At 38.2% G+C, this 17022-nt stretch carries 15 protein-coding genes and 1 other RNA gene; 14 read left to right on the top strand and 2 right to left on the bottom strand.

From position 1 onward, the window contains the following. Positions 1-11 precede the first annotated feature (11 nt). From gap to eno, 5 genes are all read left to right on the top strand, one after another. Complete coding sequence (gene gap / locus DN393_RS18725; RefSeq protein WP_000161234.1) at positions 12-1016, top strand: type I glyceraldehyde-3-phosphate dehydrogenase; 1005 nt, start codon at positions 12-14, stop codon at positions 1014-1016. Between the two features lie 139 nt (positions 1017-1155). Further along, a complete protein-coding gene (locus DN393_RS18720) occupies positions 1156-2340 on the top strand; it encodes a phosphoglycerate kinase (RefSeq protein WP_002198882.1) in 1185 nt (394 codons plus the stop codon). A 32-nt stretch (positions 2341-2372) separates the two neighbouring features. After that, positions 2373-3128 (top strand): triose-phosphate isomerase, encoded by a 756-nt coding sequence (gene tpiA, locus DN393_RS18715; RefSeq protein ID WP_001231042.1) that lies wholly within the window; start codon positions 2373-2375, stop codon positions 3126-3128. Next, positions 3125-4654 carry a 2,3-bisphosphoglycerate-independent phosphoglycerate mutase gene (gpmI, locus tag DN393_RS18710; RefSeq protein WP_149173756.1) on the top strand — a complete coding sequence of 510 codons (1530 nt, stop codon included), beginning with the start codon at positions 3125-3127 and terminating at the stop codon, positions 4652-4654. Before tpiA ends, gpmI begins: the two co-directional genes overlap by 4 nt. Positions 4655-4684: 30 nt before the next feature. Further along, positions 4685-5980 carry a phosphopyruvate hydratase gene (gene eno / locus DN393_RS18705; protein WP_000103948.1) on the top strand — a complete coding sequence of 432 codons (1296 nt, stop codon included), beginning with the start codon at positions 4685-4687 and terminating at the stop codon, positions 5978-5980. A 50-nt stretch (positions 5981-6030) separates the two neighbouring features. Here eno and DN393_RS18700 read toward each other — a convergent pair whose 3' ends face one another. Then, positions 6031-6981, bottom strand: coding sequence for a nucleoside hydrolase (locus tag DN393_RS18700; RefSeq protein ID WP_103655864.1), 951 nt, complete (start codon positions 6979-6981; stop codon positions 6031-6033). A gap of 335 nt (positions 6982-7316) precedes the next feature. Here DN393_RS18700 and DN393_RS18695 point away from each other — a divergent pair, with 335 nt between their 5' ends. From DN393_RS18695 to ssrA, 7 genes are all read left to right on the top strand, one after another. Beyond that, positions 7317-7685, top strand: a complete 369-nt coding sequence (locus DN393_RS18695; protein WP_000673212.1) for a CidA/LrgA family holin-like protein — start codon at positions 7317-7319, stop codon at positions 7683-7685. Continuing rightward, positions 7682-8374, top strand: a complete 693-nt coding sequence (locus DN393_RS18690) for an LrgB family protein (protein ID WP_000078299.1) — start codon at positions 7682-7684, stop codon at positions 8372-8374. The genes DN393_RS18695 and DN393_RS18690 overlap by 4 nt, the downstream gene beginning before the upstream one ends. A gap of 94 nt (positions 8375-8468) precedes the next feature. Next, a complete protein-coding gene (secG, locus tag DN393_RS18685) occupies positions 8469-8702 on the top strand; it encodes a preprotein translocase subunit SecG (RefSeq protein ID WP_000557263.1) in 234 nt (77 codons plus the stop codon). Positions 8703-8863: 161 nt separating this feature from the next. Then, entirely contained in the window at positions 8864-9604 is a 741-nt protein-coding gene (estA, locus tag DN393_RS18680; RefSeq protein WP_000761972.1) for a carboxylesterase, read from the top strand. Positions 9605-9746: 142 nt separating this feature from the next. Next, a complete protein-coding gene (gene rnr / locus DN393_RS18675; protein WP_064476224.1) occupies positions 9747-12185 on the top strand; it encodes a ribonuclease R in 2439 nt (812 codons plus the stop codon). A gap of 249 nt (positions 12186-12434) precedes the next feature. Further along, the gene (gene smpB / locus DN393_RS18670) at positions 12435-12902 is read left to right on the top strand and encodes an SsrA-binding protein (protein WP_001123922.1); all 468 of its coding nucleotides are present in this window, start codon (positions 12435-12437) and stop codon (positions 12900-12902) included. Positions 12903-13027: 125 nt separating this feature from the next. Beyond that, positions 13028-13382, top strand: a transfer-messenger RNA (tmRNA) gene (gene ssrA / locus DN393_RS18665). Between the two features lie 334 nt (positions 13383-13716). Here ssrA and DN393_RS18660 read toward each other — a convergent pair. Further along, positions 13717-14346 (bottom strand): LysE family translocator, encoded by a 630-nt coding sequence (locus DN393_RS18660; RefSeq protein ID WP_088047815.1) that lies wholly within the window; start codon positions 14344-14346, stop codon positions 13717-13719. 550 nt (positions 14347-14896) lie between these two features. Here DN393_RS18660 and DN393_RS18655 point away from each other — a divergent pair. Beyond that, complete coding sequence (locus DN393_RS18655) at positions 14897-15574, top strand: response regulator transcription factor (RefSeq protein WP_064476226.1); 678 nt, start codon at positions 14897-14899, stop codon at positions 15572-15574. A 434-nt stretch (positions 15575-16008) separates the two neighbouring features. Next, complete coding sequence (locus DN393_RS18650; RefSeq protein WP_000753430.1) at positions 16009-17022, top strand: siderophore ABC transporter substrate-binding protein; 1014 nt, start codon at positions 16009-16011, stop codon at positions 17020-17022.

Below are 17022 nucleotides of genomic sequence, written 5' to 3'. Positions count from 1 at the left end.
AGGAAATTCAAATGACTAAAATTGGTATTAATGGATTTGGACGTATCGGACGTAACGTATTCCGCGCAGCTCTTAACAACTCTGAGGTAGAAGTAGTAGCAATCAACGACTTAACAGATGCTAAAACATTAGCTCACCTTTTAAAATATGACACAGTTCACGGAACTTTAAATGCAGAAGTATCTGCTAACGAAAACAGCATCGTTGTTAACGGTAAAGAAATTAAAGTTATCGCTGAGCGTGACCCAGCTCAATTACCATGGAGCGACTACGGAGTAGAAGTAGTAGTAGAATCTACTGGCCGTTTCACTAAAAAATCAGACGCTGAAAAACACTTAGGTGGATCAGTTAAGAAAGTTATCATCTCAGCTCCAGCTTCTGACGAAGATATCACTGTAGTTATGGGTGTTAACCACGAACAATACGATGCAGCTAACCACAACGTAGTATCTAACGCTTCTTGTACTACAAACTGTCTAGCTCCATTCGCTAAAGTATTAAACGAAAAATTCGGCGTAAAACGCGGAATGATGACAACAATTCACTCTTACACTAACGACCAACAAATCTTAGACTTACCACACAAAGATTTACGTCGTGCTCGTGCAGCAGCTGAAAACATGATCCCAACATCTACTGGTGCAGCTAAAGCTGTAGCATTAGTATTACCAGAACTTAAAGGTAAATTAAACGGTGGCGCTGTACGTGTTCCAACTGCTAACGTTTCTCTTGTTGACTTAGTTGTTGAACTTGACAAAGAAGTAACAGTTGAAGATGTAAACGCAGCATTCAAAGCAGCAGCTGAAGGCGAATTAAAAGGTATCCTTGGATACAGCGAAGAGCCATTAGTATCTATCGACTATAACGGATGTACAGCTTCTTCTACAATCGATGCATTATCTACAATGGTAATGGAAGGTAACATGGTTAAAGTACTTTCTTGGTACGATAACGAAACTGGTTACTCTAACCGTGTAGTAGACCTAGCAGCATACATGACTTCTAAAGGTCTTTAATTCTTAATTATATAAGTAATCAATGACAAAACGAGGGAGAGGGTTTGTTCCCTCTCTCTCTTCTTTCGTTTTAAAAGCAAATGTGTTAAGCTTTTGAGTGGGTTTTGTCAATCCTAACTAGTAGTCGGAGGGAAATCCAATGAACAAAAAATCAATTCGTGACGTAGATTTAAAAGGTAAGCGTGTATTTTGCCGCGTTGATTTCAACGTACCTATGAAAGAAGGCAAAATTACAGATGAAACTCGTATCCGTGCAGCTCTTCCTACAATTCAATATTTAGTAGAGCAAGGTGCGAAAGTTATTTTAGCAAGTCATTTAGGCCGTCCAAAAGGTCAAGCAGTAGAAGAATTACGTCTTACTCCAGTAGCAGCACGTTTAGGCGAGCTTCTTGGTAAAGATGTTAAAAAAGCAGACGAAGCATTCGGACCAGTTGCACAAGAAATGGTTGCAGCAATGAACGAAGGCGACGTATTAGTTCTTGAAAACGTACGTTTCTATGCGGGCGAAGAAAAGAACGATGCAGAACTTGCGAAAGAATTTGCAGCTCTTGCTGATATCTTCGTAAATGATGCATTCGGTGCAGCTCACCGTGCTCACGCTTCTACAGCAGGTATCGCAGACTACCTACCAGCAGTATCTGGTCTATTAATGGAAAAAGAGTTAGATGTACTTGGAAAAGCACTTTCTAACCCAGAACGTCCATTCACAGCTATCATTGGTGGTGCGAAAGTAAAAGATAAAATCGGTGTAATTCGTCATCTATTAGACAAAGTAGATAACTTAATCATCGGTGGCGGACTTGCTTACACATTCGTTAAAGCTTTAGGTCATGAAATTGGTCTATCTCTATGTGAAAACGACAAAATTGAACTAGCTAAAGAATTTATGCAACTTGCAAAAGAAAAAGGCGTAAACTTCTACATGCCAGTTGATGTTGTAATCACAGAGGAATTCTCTGAAACTGCAACAACTCAAATCGTAGGTATCGACTCTATTCCTTCTACATGGGAAGGCGTGGACATCGGTCCTAAAACACGTGAAATTTATGCAGATGTAATTAAAAATTCTAAGCTTGTTGTATGGAATGGACCAATGGGTGTATTCGAAATGACTCCATTCGCAGAAGGTACAAAAGCAGTAGGACAAGCATTAGCAGATGCAGAAGATACATACTCTGTTATCGGCGGTGGTGACTCTGCAGCAGCTGTTGAAAAATTCGGTATGGCTGATAAAATGAGCCACATTTCTACTGGCGGCGGTGCGTCATTAGAATTCATGGAAGGTAAAGAGCTTCCAGGTGTAGTTTGTCTTAACGACAAATAAGTAGCAGCCAAAGAAAAAGGACGGTGTAAAGCATGCGTAAACCAATTATCGCAGGTAACTGGAAAATGAATAAAACTCTATCTGAAGCAGTTAGCTTCGTAGAGGAAGTTAAAGGTCAAATCCCAGCAGCTTCAGCTGTTGATGCAGTAGTTTGCTCTCCAGCTCTATTCTTAGAGCGTTTAGTAGCAGCAACTGAAGGAACTGATTTACAAGTAGGTGCACAAAACATGCACTTCGAAAAAAATGGTGCATTCACTGGCGAAATTAGCCCAGTAGCACTTAGCGATTTAAAAGTAGGCTACGTAGTACTTGGCCACTCTGAGCGTCGTGAAATGTTTGCTGAAACAGACGAGTCAGTAAACAAAAAGACTCTTGCAGCATTTGAACATGGTTTAACACCAATCGTATGTTGTGGTGAGACTTTAGAAGAGCGCGAAAGCGGAAAAACATTTGATCTAGTAGCAGGTCAAGTGACAAAAGCACTTGCAGGTTTAACAGAAGAGCAAGTTAAAGCAACTGTTATCGCTTATGAGCCAATCTGGGCTATCGGTACAGGTAAATCTTCTTCTTCTGCAGATGCAAACGAAGTATGTGCGCACATCCGTAAAGTTGTTGCAGAAGCTGTTTCTCCAGAAGCTGCAGAAGCTGTTCGTATTCAATACGGCGGTAGCGTAAAACCAGAAAACATTAAAGAGTATATGGCACAATCTGACATCGACGGCGCTTTAGTTGGCGGTGCTAGCTTAGAGCCTGCTTCGTTCTTAGGTCTTCTGGGGGCGGTAAAATGAGAAAGCCAACAGCTTTAATCATTCTTGATGGTTTCGGACTACGTGAAGAAACTCACGGGAATGCTGTAGCACAAGCTAAGAAACCTAATTTTGATGGTTACTGGAACAAATTCCCTCACACAACGCTTACAGCTTGTGGTGAGGAAGTAGGTCTTCCAGAAGGTCAAATGGGTAACTCTGAGGTTGGTCACTTAAATATCGGTGCAGGCCGCATCGTATATCAAAGCTTAACACGCGTAAACGTTGCAATTCGTGAAGGTGAGTTCGATCAGAACGAAACTTTCCAAAATGCAATTAAAAGCGTAAAAGAAAAAGGTACTGCTCTTCATTTATTCGGCTTACTTTCTGATGGTGGTGTGCACAGTCACATGAACCATATGTTTGCTCTTCTTCGCTTAGCAGCAAAAGAAGGCGTGGAGAAAGTTTATATCCATGCATTCTTAGACGGCCGCGATGTTGGACCACAAACAGCAAAAGGTTATATCGATGCAACAAATGAAGTAATTAAAGAAACAGGAGTAGGACAATTCGCGACTATCTCTGGTCGTTATTACTCCATGGACCGTGACAAGCGTTGGGATCGCGTAGAAAAATGTTACAGTGCTATGGTGAATGGTGAAGGCCCTACTTATAAATCAGCAGAAGAGTGTGTAGAAGACTCTTATGCAAATGGTATCTACGATGAATTCGTATTGCCGTCTGTAATTGTTAACGAAGATAACACGCCAGTTGCAACAATCAATGATGATGATGCAGTTATCTTCTATAACTTCCGTCCAGACCGTGCAATTCAAATTGCTCGTGTATTTACAAACAAAGACTTCCGTGAGTTCGATCGTGGTGAAAAAGTACCTCACATTCCTGAATTCGTTTGTATGACACATTTCAGTGAAACTGTAGATGGTTACGTGGCATTCAAGCCAATGAACCTTGATAACACATTAGGTGAAGTTGTTGCGCAAGCGGGATTAAAGCAACTTCGCATCGCGGAAACTGAAAAGTATCCGCACGTTACATTCTTCTTTAGCGGTGGTCGTGAGGCTGAATTCCCAGGAGAAGAGCGTATTTTAATTAACTCACCGAAGGTTGCAACGTATGACTTGAAACCTGAAATGAGCATTTACGAAGTAACGGACGCTTTAGTAAATGAAATCGAAAATGATAAACATGATGTTATCATTCTTAACTTTGCAAACTGTGATATGGTTGGCCATTCTGGGATGATGGAACCAACAATTAAAGCAGTAGAAGCAACTGACGAATGTTTAGGAAAAGTTGTAGAAGCGATTCTTGCAAAAGATGGTGTAGCACTTATTACTGCTGACCATGGTAATGCTGATCAGGAGTTAACTGCTGATGGCGGACCAATGACAGCTCATACAACTAACCCGGTTCCTTTCATCGTTACAAAAAATGATGTAGAGCTTCGTGAAGGTGGTATTTTAGGAGATATCGCTCCAACAATGCTTACGCTTTTAAATGTGGAACAACCGAAAGAAATGACAGGTAAAACAATTATTAAATAATTTGCTTATATAAAAAGGAGAGAATTTATTATGTCAACAATTATTGATGTTTATGCTCGCGAAGTCCTTGACTCTCGTGGTAACCCAACTGTAGAAGTAGAAGTTTACACAGAAAGCGGCGCTTTCGGACGCGCTATCGTACCAAGTGGTGCATCTACTGGTGAGCACGAAGCAGTAGAATTACGTGACGGTGACAAATCTCGTTACCTTGGTAAAGGTGTTCTAAATGCAGTAAACAACGTTAACGAAGCAATCGCTCCAGAAATCGTTGGTTTCGACGTAACTGACCAAGCTGGTATCGACCGTGCTATGATCGAATTAGATGGCACTCCAAACAAAGGTAAACTAGGCGCTAACGCTATCCTTGGTGTATCTATGGCAGTAGCTCACGCAGCAGCTGACTTCGTAGGTCTTCCATTATACCGTTACCTTGGTGGATTCAATGCAAAACAATTACCAACTCCAATGATGAACATCATCAACGGTGGTTCTCACGCTGATAACAACGTAGACTTCCAAGAGTTCATGATCTTACCAGTTGGTGCTCCAACATTCAAAGAATCAATCCGTATGGGTGCTGAAGTATTCCATGCACTTAAAGCTGTATTACATGACAAAGGTCTTAACACTGCAGTAGGTGACGAAGGTGGATTCGCTCCAAACCTTGGTTCTAACCGTGAAGCATTAGAAGTAATCATCGAAGCTATCGAAAAAGCTGGTTACAAAGCTGGCGAGAACGTATTCTTAGGAATGGACGTTGCTTCTTCTGAGTTCTACAACAAAGAAACTGGTAAATATGACCTTGCAGGCGAAGGCCGTACTGGCTTAACTTCTGCAGAAATGGTTGATTTCTACGAAGAGCTTTGCAAAGACTTCCCAATCATCTCTATTGAAGATGGTTTAGACGAAAACGACTGGGATGGTCACAAATTATTAACTGAGCGTATCGGTGATAAAGTACAATTAGTTGGTGACGACTTATTCGTAACTAACACTCAAAAACTTGCTGAAGGTATCGAAAAAGGTATCTCTAACTCAATCTTAATTAAAGTTAACCAAATCGGTACTTTAACTGAGACTTTCGAAGCTATCGAAATGGCTAAACGTGCTGGTTACACAGCAGTTGTATCTCACCGTTCTGGTGAAACTGAAGATGCTACAATCGCTGACATCGCAGTTGCAACTAACGCTGGCCAAATCAAAACTGGTTCTATGAGCCGTACTGACCGTATTGCTAAGTACAACCAATTATTACGCATCGAAGACGAACTAGGCGAAATCGCTGTTTACGATGGTATCAAATCTTTCTACAACATTAAACGATAATTGTAGAAAATAACGACAGACCGTGAGAAATCACGGTCTGTTTTTTTATGCTAAAATTGCTCACCCGTCATAAGTGACATGAAATATTTAAAGAAGCGGTTATAATCAAAATCAATTGCGATTTGATGACTCGGCCAATCAATAAATGGCTTAGATTCTCCTAAAGAACGAAATTCTCCTATGCTTGCTCCTTGTGCATAAGATTCTGTCATGACAACGATAGGTGACTTGTGATACGTAAACATAGAGTTATCAAGTAAAGCGAGTATTGGCATTGTGTCATGGAAGGGGCTCCCCTTTAAATGCGGTAAGGCGTCTTTATAATAGCCGTAGTAATAATGATCGAATAACGGTTTGACGAGTGGGGCTTTTCCTTTTGCTTCAATGTATTCAGCCATTTCTGGTGTAATGATGGAATACTGAGTGACGTTTAATGGATAGATGTACATGTTAGGTGAGGATTGAAGGACTATATTAGCGGCAGTAGGATCGCCATAAAAGTTCGCTTCGGAAATAGGGGTCACATTACCAGGATGTAAAAAGGCGCCGCCCATTACGTAGTAAGATGTAATTTGCTTCATGAGCTGTTTACATACAATGAATAAAATTGCTAGGGAGGTAAGTCTTCCTAAACTTACAATGATTAATTCATCTTTATACTGTTCAATAAGAGGAATAACTTCGAAAAAATTCTCCATCTCCCCGTTAGTCACATGTCCCTTTGGAATAATTGGCCCGAGCCCTTGTTTCCCGTGTACTTCCGTAAAGAAAGCTGGAGGGGCACCAGTAAGTGGACGTTCTGAACCACCAAATATCTTGATATTTCTATCCTTTGCTTCGCTCTTAAGAAAATGAGCGTTTTGTACGGCCATTTCTTTTGGGACATTGCCGTAATCAGCAACAATACCGACGATTTCTATTTCATCGATAAAGAATGCTAAGAGGAGAGCCATCGTATCATCAATCCCAGGATCACAAAAAATAAGAACTTTTTTTGGCATATGCTCACCACCTATCTTGTTTATCCCGTAAAAGTCCGATTGTGGGGAGGAAGAAAACCGCCACTAATGAAAGTTTCACTTTATATATATGTAAGCTTAAGGATAAAAAGATTATTTTATTGAAATAACAACGTTACAAATTCAGAAAATAAAAACTTTTTATATTAGGTCAAGGTTTTTGACTTAATTTTTGTTTAGAAATGCAGTCATATCAAGGGTGTAAGCGTATAACATAGGCTGTTTTTGCTGTCAAGTTGATAAATTGCAGCTTTTTACAATTTATACTATGATAAAGATATTAAGAGAAGATCGTATAAACATGAGGGATGATGAACATGAAATTTACAAAGATTCTTGTCCAAATTGCAGCTCTTTACGTTTTTTATATGGTTGGAAATTGGGTACAAGAAGTGTTAAATATTCCGATTCCAGGAAGTTTGATTGGAATGTTCCTCTTACTTGTTTTACTTAGCCTAAAAGTCCTTCCAGTGAAATGGTTCGATTTAGGAGCAGAAACACTCGTTGCTATTATGCCGTTTTTATTAATTCCGCCAACGCTTGGCCTAATGAATTACGGTGCTTTTTTTATGAGTAAAGGAATTTCTCTTTTCATTACAATTGTAGCGAGTACATTTTTAATTATTATTGTCGCAGGACATACAGGACAATATCTTGCGAATAGAAAGGAAAGAGAGTCGAGATGAGCCAAATATTAATCGGAATCGGTTGGGTTCTTTTTACGGTGCTATTATACCAATTATCTAAAAAAATCTATAAATTATTTCCAACACCATTCACCATTCCAATGCTTGTAGCAACAGGATTAATGGCTTTCTTATTTATCATGCTTGATATACCATATCAACATTATATGGAAAGCGGTGGTGGCTGGATTGCAAAACTGCTGGGGCCCGGTGTTGTAGCATTTGCAATTCCTCTTTATAAACAACGTCACGTTCTGCAAAAATATGTTGTACCGATTGCCGGCGGGGTATTAGTAGGAACAACAGTTGCAATCGCCAGTGATTTTGCCATTGCATCACTTATGGGAACAGATAAAAGCTTAATTTTATCTTCTTTACCAAAATCGGTGACAATGCCAGTTGCGATGAGTGTTTCAGAGCAAGTTGGTGGTGTACCGTCATTAACAGCAGCTTTCGTTGTTATCGCAGGTATTACTGGAACGATTACCGGCCCACTTTTATTAAAATGGAGCCGTGTTACAAACTCAGTTGGTAAAGGTATCGGATTTGGATGTGCTTCTCATATTATGGGTGTAATGAGAGCGATGAAAAATAATGAACATGAAGGTGTTATTGGATCGGTAACAATGACATTAACAGCAATTTTGACATGTTTGCTCGGGCCGTTATTTGCAATGATGTTTATGTAATAGAAGAAAAGCGAGAGCGACTCTATAGCTCTCGCTTTTCTATAGGATTTATGCTACAGTTAAAATAACTGAATCTTTGTAGGAGGTACGCCAAGTGCATACGTTATTATCCGTTTTACTTATTATTGTATCGATTTTAATGATTGTTATGGTACTTATGCAGTCTAGTAATAGCTCAGGCCTTTCAGGTGCAATTTCAGGCGGTGCAGAGCAATTATTTGGTAAGCAAAAAGCACGTGGAATTGAAGCAGTATTAAACCGTATTACAATTGTTTTAGCTGTTCTATTCTTCGTATTAACAATTGCTGTTACGTACTTAAATTTATAGAATTGAAAGAAGAAGCGTTAGTAAGATGTACTAATGGTTCTTCTTTTTTTATTTTGCTATTTGAAAGATGTTTCTAATTAGATTATAGAAATATAAATATGGTACACTAGATATAGAAAGAATACGACTAGATTACAGAAGAGAAAGAGGAGAAGTACATGATGAAATTAGCATCTCCGAAACCATTTACATTTGAGGGTGGAGACCGCGCTGTTTTATTACTACATGGTTTCACAGGAAACTCAGCTGATGTACGTATGTTAGGGCGTTTCTTAGAGAAGAAAGGCTACACTTGTCATGCGCCAATTTATAAAGGGCACGGTGTACCACCAGAAGAGCTTGTTCATACAGGTCCTGAAGATTGGTGGCAAGACGTAATGGAGGCATATCAGCTTTTAAAAGATAAAGGCTTTGAGAAAATTGCTGTTGTTGGATTATCACTTGGCGGCGTATTTTCTTTAAAATTAGGTTATACAGTACCTGTTTTAGGTGTAGTACCAATGTGTGCACCAATGTATATTAAGAGTGAAGAAACGATGTACCAAGGTATATTGGCATATGCCCGCGAATATAAAAACCGTGAGCAAAAATCACCAGAGCAAATCGAACAAGAAATGTTGGAATTCCAAAAGACACCGATGAATACATTAAAAGCATTACAACAATTAATTGCTGACGTACGTAACAATGTGGATATGATTTATGCACCGACATTTGTTGTACAAGCACGTCATGATGAAATGATTAATACAGATAGTGCTAACATTATTTATAACGGTGTAGAATCTACGTTAAAAGACATTAAATGGTATGAAGACTCTACGCATGTCATTACACTTGATAAGCAACGTGACGAGCTACATGAGGATGTATATAACTTCTTGGAGCAACTAGATTGGTAAGATCTAGTTGCCTCTTTTTTTCATAAGGAATTTTTTGTGAAAACTGTAAAAATCATTAGGGGAGTATTAAAGTTTCGCTTTATACATCCCCAGTCTTTCGGATACACTAAATAATATAAGGGTTTAAAGGAGGTATTTCTGCTTGGAAGAAATCATACAAGAAAATATTGATAAGTTGTTATTATTTATGAGAGAAGAAGCGTATAAACCGTTAACAATACAAGAGTTAGAAGAGGCATTTGGAATTGAAGGGTCTGAGGGCTTTAAAGATTTTGTAAAGGCACTTGTAATGATGGAAGAGAAGGGGCTTGTTATTCGCACACGTAGTAACCGTTACGGTCTTCCTGAAAAGATGAATTTAGTACGCGGTAAATTAATTGGACATGCACGTGGCTTTGCATTCGTTGTACCAGAAGAGAAGAAAACGGGAGATGATGATCTTTTCATCCCGCCTACAGAGTTAAACGGTGCACTTCATGGTGATACAGTATTAGCGCGTGTTAGCGCACAATCAAGTGGATCACGCCAAGAAGGTTCAATTGTACGTATTTTAGAGCGCGGCACGAAAGAACTAGTTGGTACATATACAGAATCGAAAAACTTTGGATTTGTTATACCTGACAATAAGCGCTGGACGAGTGATATATTTATCTTGAAAAGTGCATCAATGGGTGCTGTAGAAGGCCATAAAGTAGTTGTGAAAATTACGAGCTATCCAGAGAATCGTTTAAGTGCAGAAGGTGAAGTTATTCAAATTCTAGGTCATAAAAATGATCCAGGAGTAGATATTTTATCAGTTATCCATAAACATCATCTACCTTTAGCGTTCCCTGAAGAAGTGATGGAGCATGCAAACAGTGTACCAGAAACGATTTCAGAAGAAGATTTAAAAGATCGCCGTGACCTGCGTGACCAAATGATCGTAACGATTGACGGTGCAGACGCGAAAGATTTAGATGACGCTGTTACAGTAACGAAGCTCGAGAACGGTAACTACAAGCTTGGCGTTCATATTGCGGATGTAAGTCATTACGTTCAAGAAGGTTCTCCAATTGATGTAGAAGCAGCGGAAAGAGCAACGAGTGTATATCTTGTTGACCGTGTAATTCCGATGATTCCGCATCGTCTATCTAACGGTATTTGTTCGTTAAACCCGAAAGTAGACCGTCTGACGTTATCTTGTGAAATGGAAATCAACAACTTAGGTGATGTTGTAAAGCATGAGATTTTCCAAAGTGTGATTAAAACGACAGAGCGTATGACGTATGCTGACGTAAGAAGCATTTTAGAAGATGAGGACGAAGAGTTAATCAAACGCTATGAGCCGCTAGTACCGATGTTTAAAGAGATGGGTCAATTGGCACAGATTTTACGTGAAAAACGTATGCGCCGTGGTGCAATTGACTTTGACTTTAAAGAAGCGAAAGTATTAGTAGATGAAGAAGGAAAACCGACAGATGTTGTCATGCGTGATCGTTCTGTATCAGAGAAGTTAATTGAAGAATTTATGCTTGTTGCGAACGAAACAGTAGCAGAGCATTTCCACTGGATGAACGTACCATTCATGTACCGTGTCCATGAAGATCCGAAAGAAGATAAGCTGGAACGTTTCTTCGAGTTTGTAACGAACTTCGGATATGCAGTAAAAGGACGTGCGAATGAAATACATCCTCGTGCGTTGCAACAAATTCTTGAAATGGTTCAAGGACAGCCGGAAGAAGTAGTTATTTCAACAGTAATGCTTCGTTCAATGAAGCAAGCGCGTTACGATGCGGATAGCTTAGGACATTTCGGTTTATCAACTGAGTTCTACACACATTTCACATCACCAATTCGTCGTTACCCAGATACAATCGTTCATAGATTAATTCGTGAATACATCATTAACGGTAAAGTCGACAACGAAACACAAGCAAAATGGCGTGAAAACTTACCTGAAATTGCAGAGCATTCTTCTAATATGGAACGCCGTGCTGTTGAAGCAGAACGTGAAACAGACGAAATGAAAAAAGCAGAGTATATGGTTGATAAGATCGGCGAAGAGTATGACGGTATGATTAGCTCTGTAACAAACTTCGGTTTATTCGTAGAGCTTCCAAATACAATTGAAGGTCTTGTACACGTTAGCTACTTAACGGATGATTACTACCGTTATGATGAGAAACATTTCGCAATGATCGGAGAACGTACAGGTAACGTATTCCGCATCGGAGACGAAATTACAATTCGCGTTATTAACGTAAACAAAGACGAGCGTGCAATCGACTTTGAAATCGTTGGCATGAAAGGTACGCCTCGTCGTAAGTTCAAAGATCGTCCAGTCGTTATCGAACAGCCAAGAACAGGCAGAAAGAAACGCGGTGGACGTAGCGAGCGCAGTAATGAGCGCGGCGGAGAACGTGGCACAGGTAGAAAATTTGACCGTGGTGGCAAAGGAAATGGAAGAGGATCAGCGTCTGCGTCCTCATCTGCATCCTCATCTGCTAGTCAGCCAGGGAAAAAAGATGGTAACGGCAAGAAGAAAAAAGCATTCTTCGAAAATGTACCAGGATTCAAGAAGAAAAAGAAAAAGCGTAAGTAAGAAAAGGAGGGCTTCGCTTTGATGAAAAGCGGGGCTTTTTCTTTTTTATTGGTGGCTTGAGAGCGAGCCACTTTCGCTTTTTAATGGAATCCAGCTACAGTGGCTAGAATCTATTGGCCATTTCACCCCCTCGGACGAAGCAAAAAGCGCTTCTCTGTCGGGAGTTCCAATGTCCAACGATTCTGAGCGAGCCACTTTCGCTTTTTATTAACATTTGTTACAATAGTAAAAATAGAGGAGGGACGTTATATGCCAAAGGGTACAGGTAAGGTTATTGCACAAAATAAAAAAGCATTTCATGATTATTTCATTGAAGAAACATACGAGGCAGGGCTTGTCCTTCAAGGAACTGAAATTAAGTCGATTCGCGCTGGACGCGTGAACTTGAAAGATGCGTTTGCACGTGTACATAATGGTGAAGTATGGGTACATAATATGCATATTAGTACATATGAGCAAGGGAATCGTTTCAACCATGATCCGCTTCGCACAAGAAAGTTACTTCTTCATAAAAAAGAAATTGAGAAGTTAACGGGTGCTTCAAAAGAAACAGGCTATGCATTAGTTCCAGTTAGAATTTATTTAAAAAATGGATTCGCGAAAATGGCACTTGGTTTAGCAAAAGGTAAAAAGCAATATGATAAGCGTAACGATTTAAAAGAGAAGGAAGCAAAACGTGAAATTGCACGCGCGTTCCGTGATCGTCAAAAGATGTAATACAGATATTTACATTTGTAAAACGACGCGCGTATGTTATAATAACTTATGTAAGATTGTTGCACATTGAAAAACAGCTCTTAGTAGTTATCACGATATTTCTTCGTATGCTCCATTTTTATCATGGGGACGTTACGGATTCGACAGGGATAGTTCGAGCTTAGGTTGCGAGTCGAGGGGATCGGCCTCGTTAAAACGTCAAAGCCTATAATTGGCAAACAAAACAATCTTTCTTTAGCTGCTTAATTGCACTAAAGGTTCCTCCCTCCATCGTCCATGTGGTAGGGTAAGGGACTCAAACTAAGTGGACTACGCCGGAGTTCGCCGTCTGAGGGCGAAGGAAGAGAACAATCAGACTAGCAACTTGGAAGCCTGTCGATAGGCCGAAGAGTTCGCGAAATGCTAATATATCGACTACACTCGTAGAAGCTTAAGTGCCGATATTTTTGGACGTGGGTTCGACTCCCACCGTCTCCACCAATACATATTTGGTGGTTTTTTATTTTGTATGATATGAACCATAACTTTGCCAGATTGGCGAGGTTATGGTTCTTTTTGTTTGCGGCAAAGATATGCTTTCTCTATACAAATAGATACATCGACTATTCCTAACAGCAAGAAATATCTATTTTAACAGTAATTATTTGATAGCAGACTCAATTTACACTCATTTTTTTCAATAAAGAGTGAATCGTATCATCAAGACAGGTATATTAAAAAGCCCCTTCAAATTCTGAAGGGACTTTTTAGTATATAATTGGTTTAAACCCGATATAACATTTCTTAGAAGGGGGCATTGTTATGTTATTCAGGTTCATTGAGGAGCTTTCGTTTGAAGCAACTTTAACCCCATACCAATAAAAATCATTCCTGTTACCTTATTTAGAATCATTTCTACCTTTTGGTTTCCTCTTAGTTTTTTTGTAACATATGAAGAGAAATAAGCCACAAATAAACACCACAATAATCCAGTGGCTGTAAAAGTAAGTCCTAAAATGATAAAGGGAATAGGACCTGAAGCCTTTGTATCTATAAATTGCGGAAGAAACGCAATAAAGAATAAAGAGACTTTTGGATTCGTAAGACTTGTTAAAAGCCCTTGTATATATATCTTTCTAATGTTTAATTTATTGGATGAAGCTTGGAAATCTACATTCGTCTTATCAAGTACCATTTTAATCCCTAGATATACGAGATAGATAACACCAATAATCTTAATGATGTTAAATAATACAACGGATTTTGTAAGTATAATAGATAAACCAAAAGCAACAAATAACGTATGAACTAAAGAGGCAGTAATAATACCAAAAACAGAATACACACCTGCTTTTCTGCCTTGTGAAATACTTCTTCCCACAATATACATGGTGTCCGCACCAGGAATTAAATTTAATAAAATCCCTGTTAGTAAAAACACTTCATAATTAATAATTCCGTACATTTTAGCACCTCTATCTATTTTTTTGGTGCCCTTATTGATATTAAAGTAAATAAAAGAAAAACAAAAGTATTTTTTATTTAATCAAAAAGATTAATACCTTTTCAGCTTACAACCATTTTTTAATGGTCTAATACTTTATTCTATAGTCTAAAACAACAAGATATTCCCAATGAAAAATATTTGATTTTAAATGTTGGAGATGGACCACTACTATTTTTTGTGGCAAGCTTATGGTTCTTTTTGTTTTGTAGTTTTATAAAATGTTTAAGTTGATGGGGGAAAGGTGGTACCCCTGAAAAAGAAAATGAAGAAATAGTTATTGACGATAAACAGGTAGATACTATAGCTACCTTTAATGATTACATAATATGTATTTAAATCTTCATATCCTTTGTGTTTCTATTCATATTTATTGTAAGATTATATAGAGTTCTCCTAATAAGCTGTTACAATGGCCTTTTTTAGGGGTTCATATTTATAAATTTTAAAATGTTTTTTTGAGATAATTTTTTATCTAACTAAGTTATATTGAAGTAGAGGTGAACCATCGGTGAAGCAGGTGTTAGTAATTAAGAATGAACGGTCTTTTGCGAAGAAAATCGTAAGCGGTCTAAAGCAAGAGGGCTATTTCATTTTAAAACTTCACAATGAAAACCAAGGTTTAAATATAGTATATGAACAAGATTGGGATATTATCATATTGGATTGGGATTCATTAAGTATATCGGGGCCAGAAATTTGTAGACAAATACGAATTGTTAAAACGACACCGATCATTATTGTGACCGACAATATTTCTAGTAAGGATTGCATAGCAGGGCTACAAGCAGGAGCAGATGATTATATTAGAAAACCATTTGCGAAAGAAGAATTAGTAGCAAGGGTTCAAGCTATTTTAAGGAGAACTGACTATACTCAGCAAAATGAGACAAACTTTTTTCAGTTTAAAGATCTCTTTGTTGATGCATCTAGCAATATTGTGAAAAAAGGTAGCGAAAATCTCTCGCTTACGAAGCGCGAGTACGATTTACTTGTATTTTTAATCAAGAATAAAAATACAATATTGAGCCGTGAAATGCTTTTGAATCAGGTTTGGGGATATAACGTAGTAGTAAATCCAAATGTAGTAGACTTATATATTGGGTATGTAAGAAAAAAGTTAAAGTGCGAGAAGAAAGACAGATATATTCAAACGATACATGGCAGAGGCTATTCAATGGTTGAATGATAAAAATAAGATAATAAAATAGTTTCTGTGAAATATTAAAAGACGGAACTAGAATATTTCTATCAGGCAATGGATCATGGTTTATAAGGTGCTCATATATTTGGTTAGTGTGGAGGGGAAGATTCTAGCGCGACCGTATCTAATGCAAGTACCTACTTGAAAAGAAAATCAAGATTTTCTCATGTATTCTCTGTAAAATAAAGGTTAATCAACACGCCTGACTGCACATATTACTTTTCGTATACAAAGTATGCTTAATTCTATTAACTCACACCATTCACAAGATTTTCACAGAATTAATGACTATACTAATTAACAGGATATTCAAATGAAAATGATTATCAATATTGGTTTAGGTGAATAGCAGTTACTATCTAATTCAATCTATGGACGTCATCATTTTCGAACTAAATTACATAATAAGGAGTATACGTATGAAAAAAACTATGCTTTTAAAATTAGTAAGTATTCTAGCGATTTTCACTTTAATGTTAGTAGCTTGCTCAGATTCAGGTAAGGAAACTTCGAAAGCTAATAAAGGTGATAGTAGTGATAAGCCAAAAACGGTTGAAATTACTGATGCACATGGAACTGTTAAAGTCCCTGTAAATCCAAAGAATGTAGTTGCTTTAGATAATAGAACTTTTGAAACTTTAGCTGATTGGGGAATTAAATTAGCGGCTGCTCCAAAGGATGTAATGCCTGCAGATTCAGCATATAAAAAAGATGATTCAGTTAAAAATATTGGGAATCACCGCGAACCAAATCTTGAAATTATAGCGGCGGCAAACCCTGACCTTGTAATCGTTGGTCAAAGATTTGCTGGCCATTACGAAGAAATCAAAAAATTAGTGCCAAATGCAGCTGTTATTGATCTTAATGTTGATGTTTCTGAGAAAGCTACTAAGCCTGGAGAAAATTTAGTAAAAGGACTTAAAGATTCTACAATTTCTTTAGGAAAAATCTTTGATAAAGATAAAGAGGCTAAAAAATTAGTAGCTGATTTTGATAAATCTATTGAAAATGCAAAATCTGCTTATAATGGAAAAGATAAAGTTATGAGTGTTATCGTTACTGGTGGGAATATTGGTTTTGCTGCGCCTCACTCTGGTCGCGTTTGGGGACCAATGTATGAAATTTTCGGTTGGACTCCAGCACTAGAAGTGTCTAATTCTACTGCCGGTCATAAAGGTGATGACGTTTCTGTTGAAGCTATTGCACAAACAAATCCTGATTGGCTTTTCGTATTAGATCGTGATGCTGCAACATCTGATGCTGCTACTTCAGCTCCTGCTCAAGATGTTATTTCTAAATCACCTGCTCTTCAAAACACAACTGCTGTTTCTAAAAAACAAGTTATTTATGCACCAGCAGATACTTACACAAATGAATCAATTGAGACTTATATAGAGTTATTTGGAAATATCGCAAAAACTTTAGCTAAGTAG

It is taken from the genome of Bacillus sp. BPN334 (assembly GCF_008368885.1).
Lineage (GTDB): Bacteria > Bacillota > Bacilli > Bacillales > Bacillaceae_G > Bacillus_A > Bacillus_A wiedmannii.
This window is presented reverse-complemented; position numbering and strand designations above follow the sequence as displayed.

Bases quoted from the DNA above. Each gene is read 5' to 3' on its own strand.
- DN393_RS18650 (WP_000753430.1), top strand. From the start codon at position 16,009: ATGAAAAAAACTATGCTTTTAAAATTAGTAAGTATTCTAGCGATTTTC.
- DN393_RS18690 (WP_000078299.1), top strand. From the start codon at position 7,682: ATGAGCCAAATATTAATCGGAATCGGTTGGGTTCTTTTTACGGTGCTA.
- eno (WP_000103948.1), top strand. From the start codon at position 4,685: ATGTCAACAATTATTGATGTTTATGCTCGCGAAGTCCTTGACTCTCGT.
- DN393_RS18695 (WP_000673212.1), top strand. From the start codon at position 7,317: ATGAAATTTACAAAGATTCTTGTCCAAATTGCAGCTCTTTACGTTTTT.
- DN393_RS18700 (WP_103655864.1), bottom strand. From the start codon at position 6,981: ATGCCAAAAAAAGTTCTTATTTTTTGTGATCCTGGGATTGATGATACG.
- estA (WP_000761972.1), top strand. From the start codon at position 8,864: ATGAAATTAGCATCTCCGAAACCATTTACATTTGAGGGTGGAGACCGC.
- smpB (WP_001123922.1), top strand. From the start codon at position 12,435: ATGCCAAAGGGTACAGGTAAGGTTATTGCACAAAATAAAAAAGCATTT.
- tpiA (WP_001231042.1), top strand. From the start codon at position 2,373: ATGCGTAAACCAATTATCGCAGGTAACTGGAAAATGAATAAAACTCTA.
- gpmI (WP_149173756.1), top strand. From the start codon at position 3,125: ATGAGAAAGCCAACAGCTTTAATCATTCTTGATGGTTTCGGACTACGT.
- gap (WP_000161234.1), top strand. From the start codon at position 12: ATGACTAAAATTGGTATTAATGGATTTGGACGTATCGGACGTAACGTA.
- DN393_RS18720 (WP_002198882.1), top strand. From the start codon at position 1,156: ATGAACAAAAAATCAATTCGTGACGTAGATTTAAAAGGTAAGCGTGTA.
- DN393_RS18660 (WP_088047815.1), bottom strand. From the start codon at position 14,346: ATGTACGGAATTATTAATTATGAAGTGTTTTTACTAACAGGGATTTTA.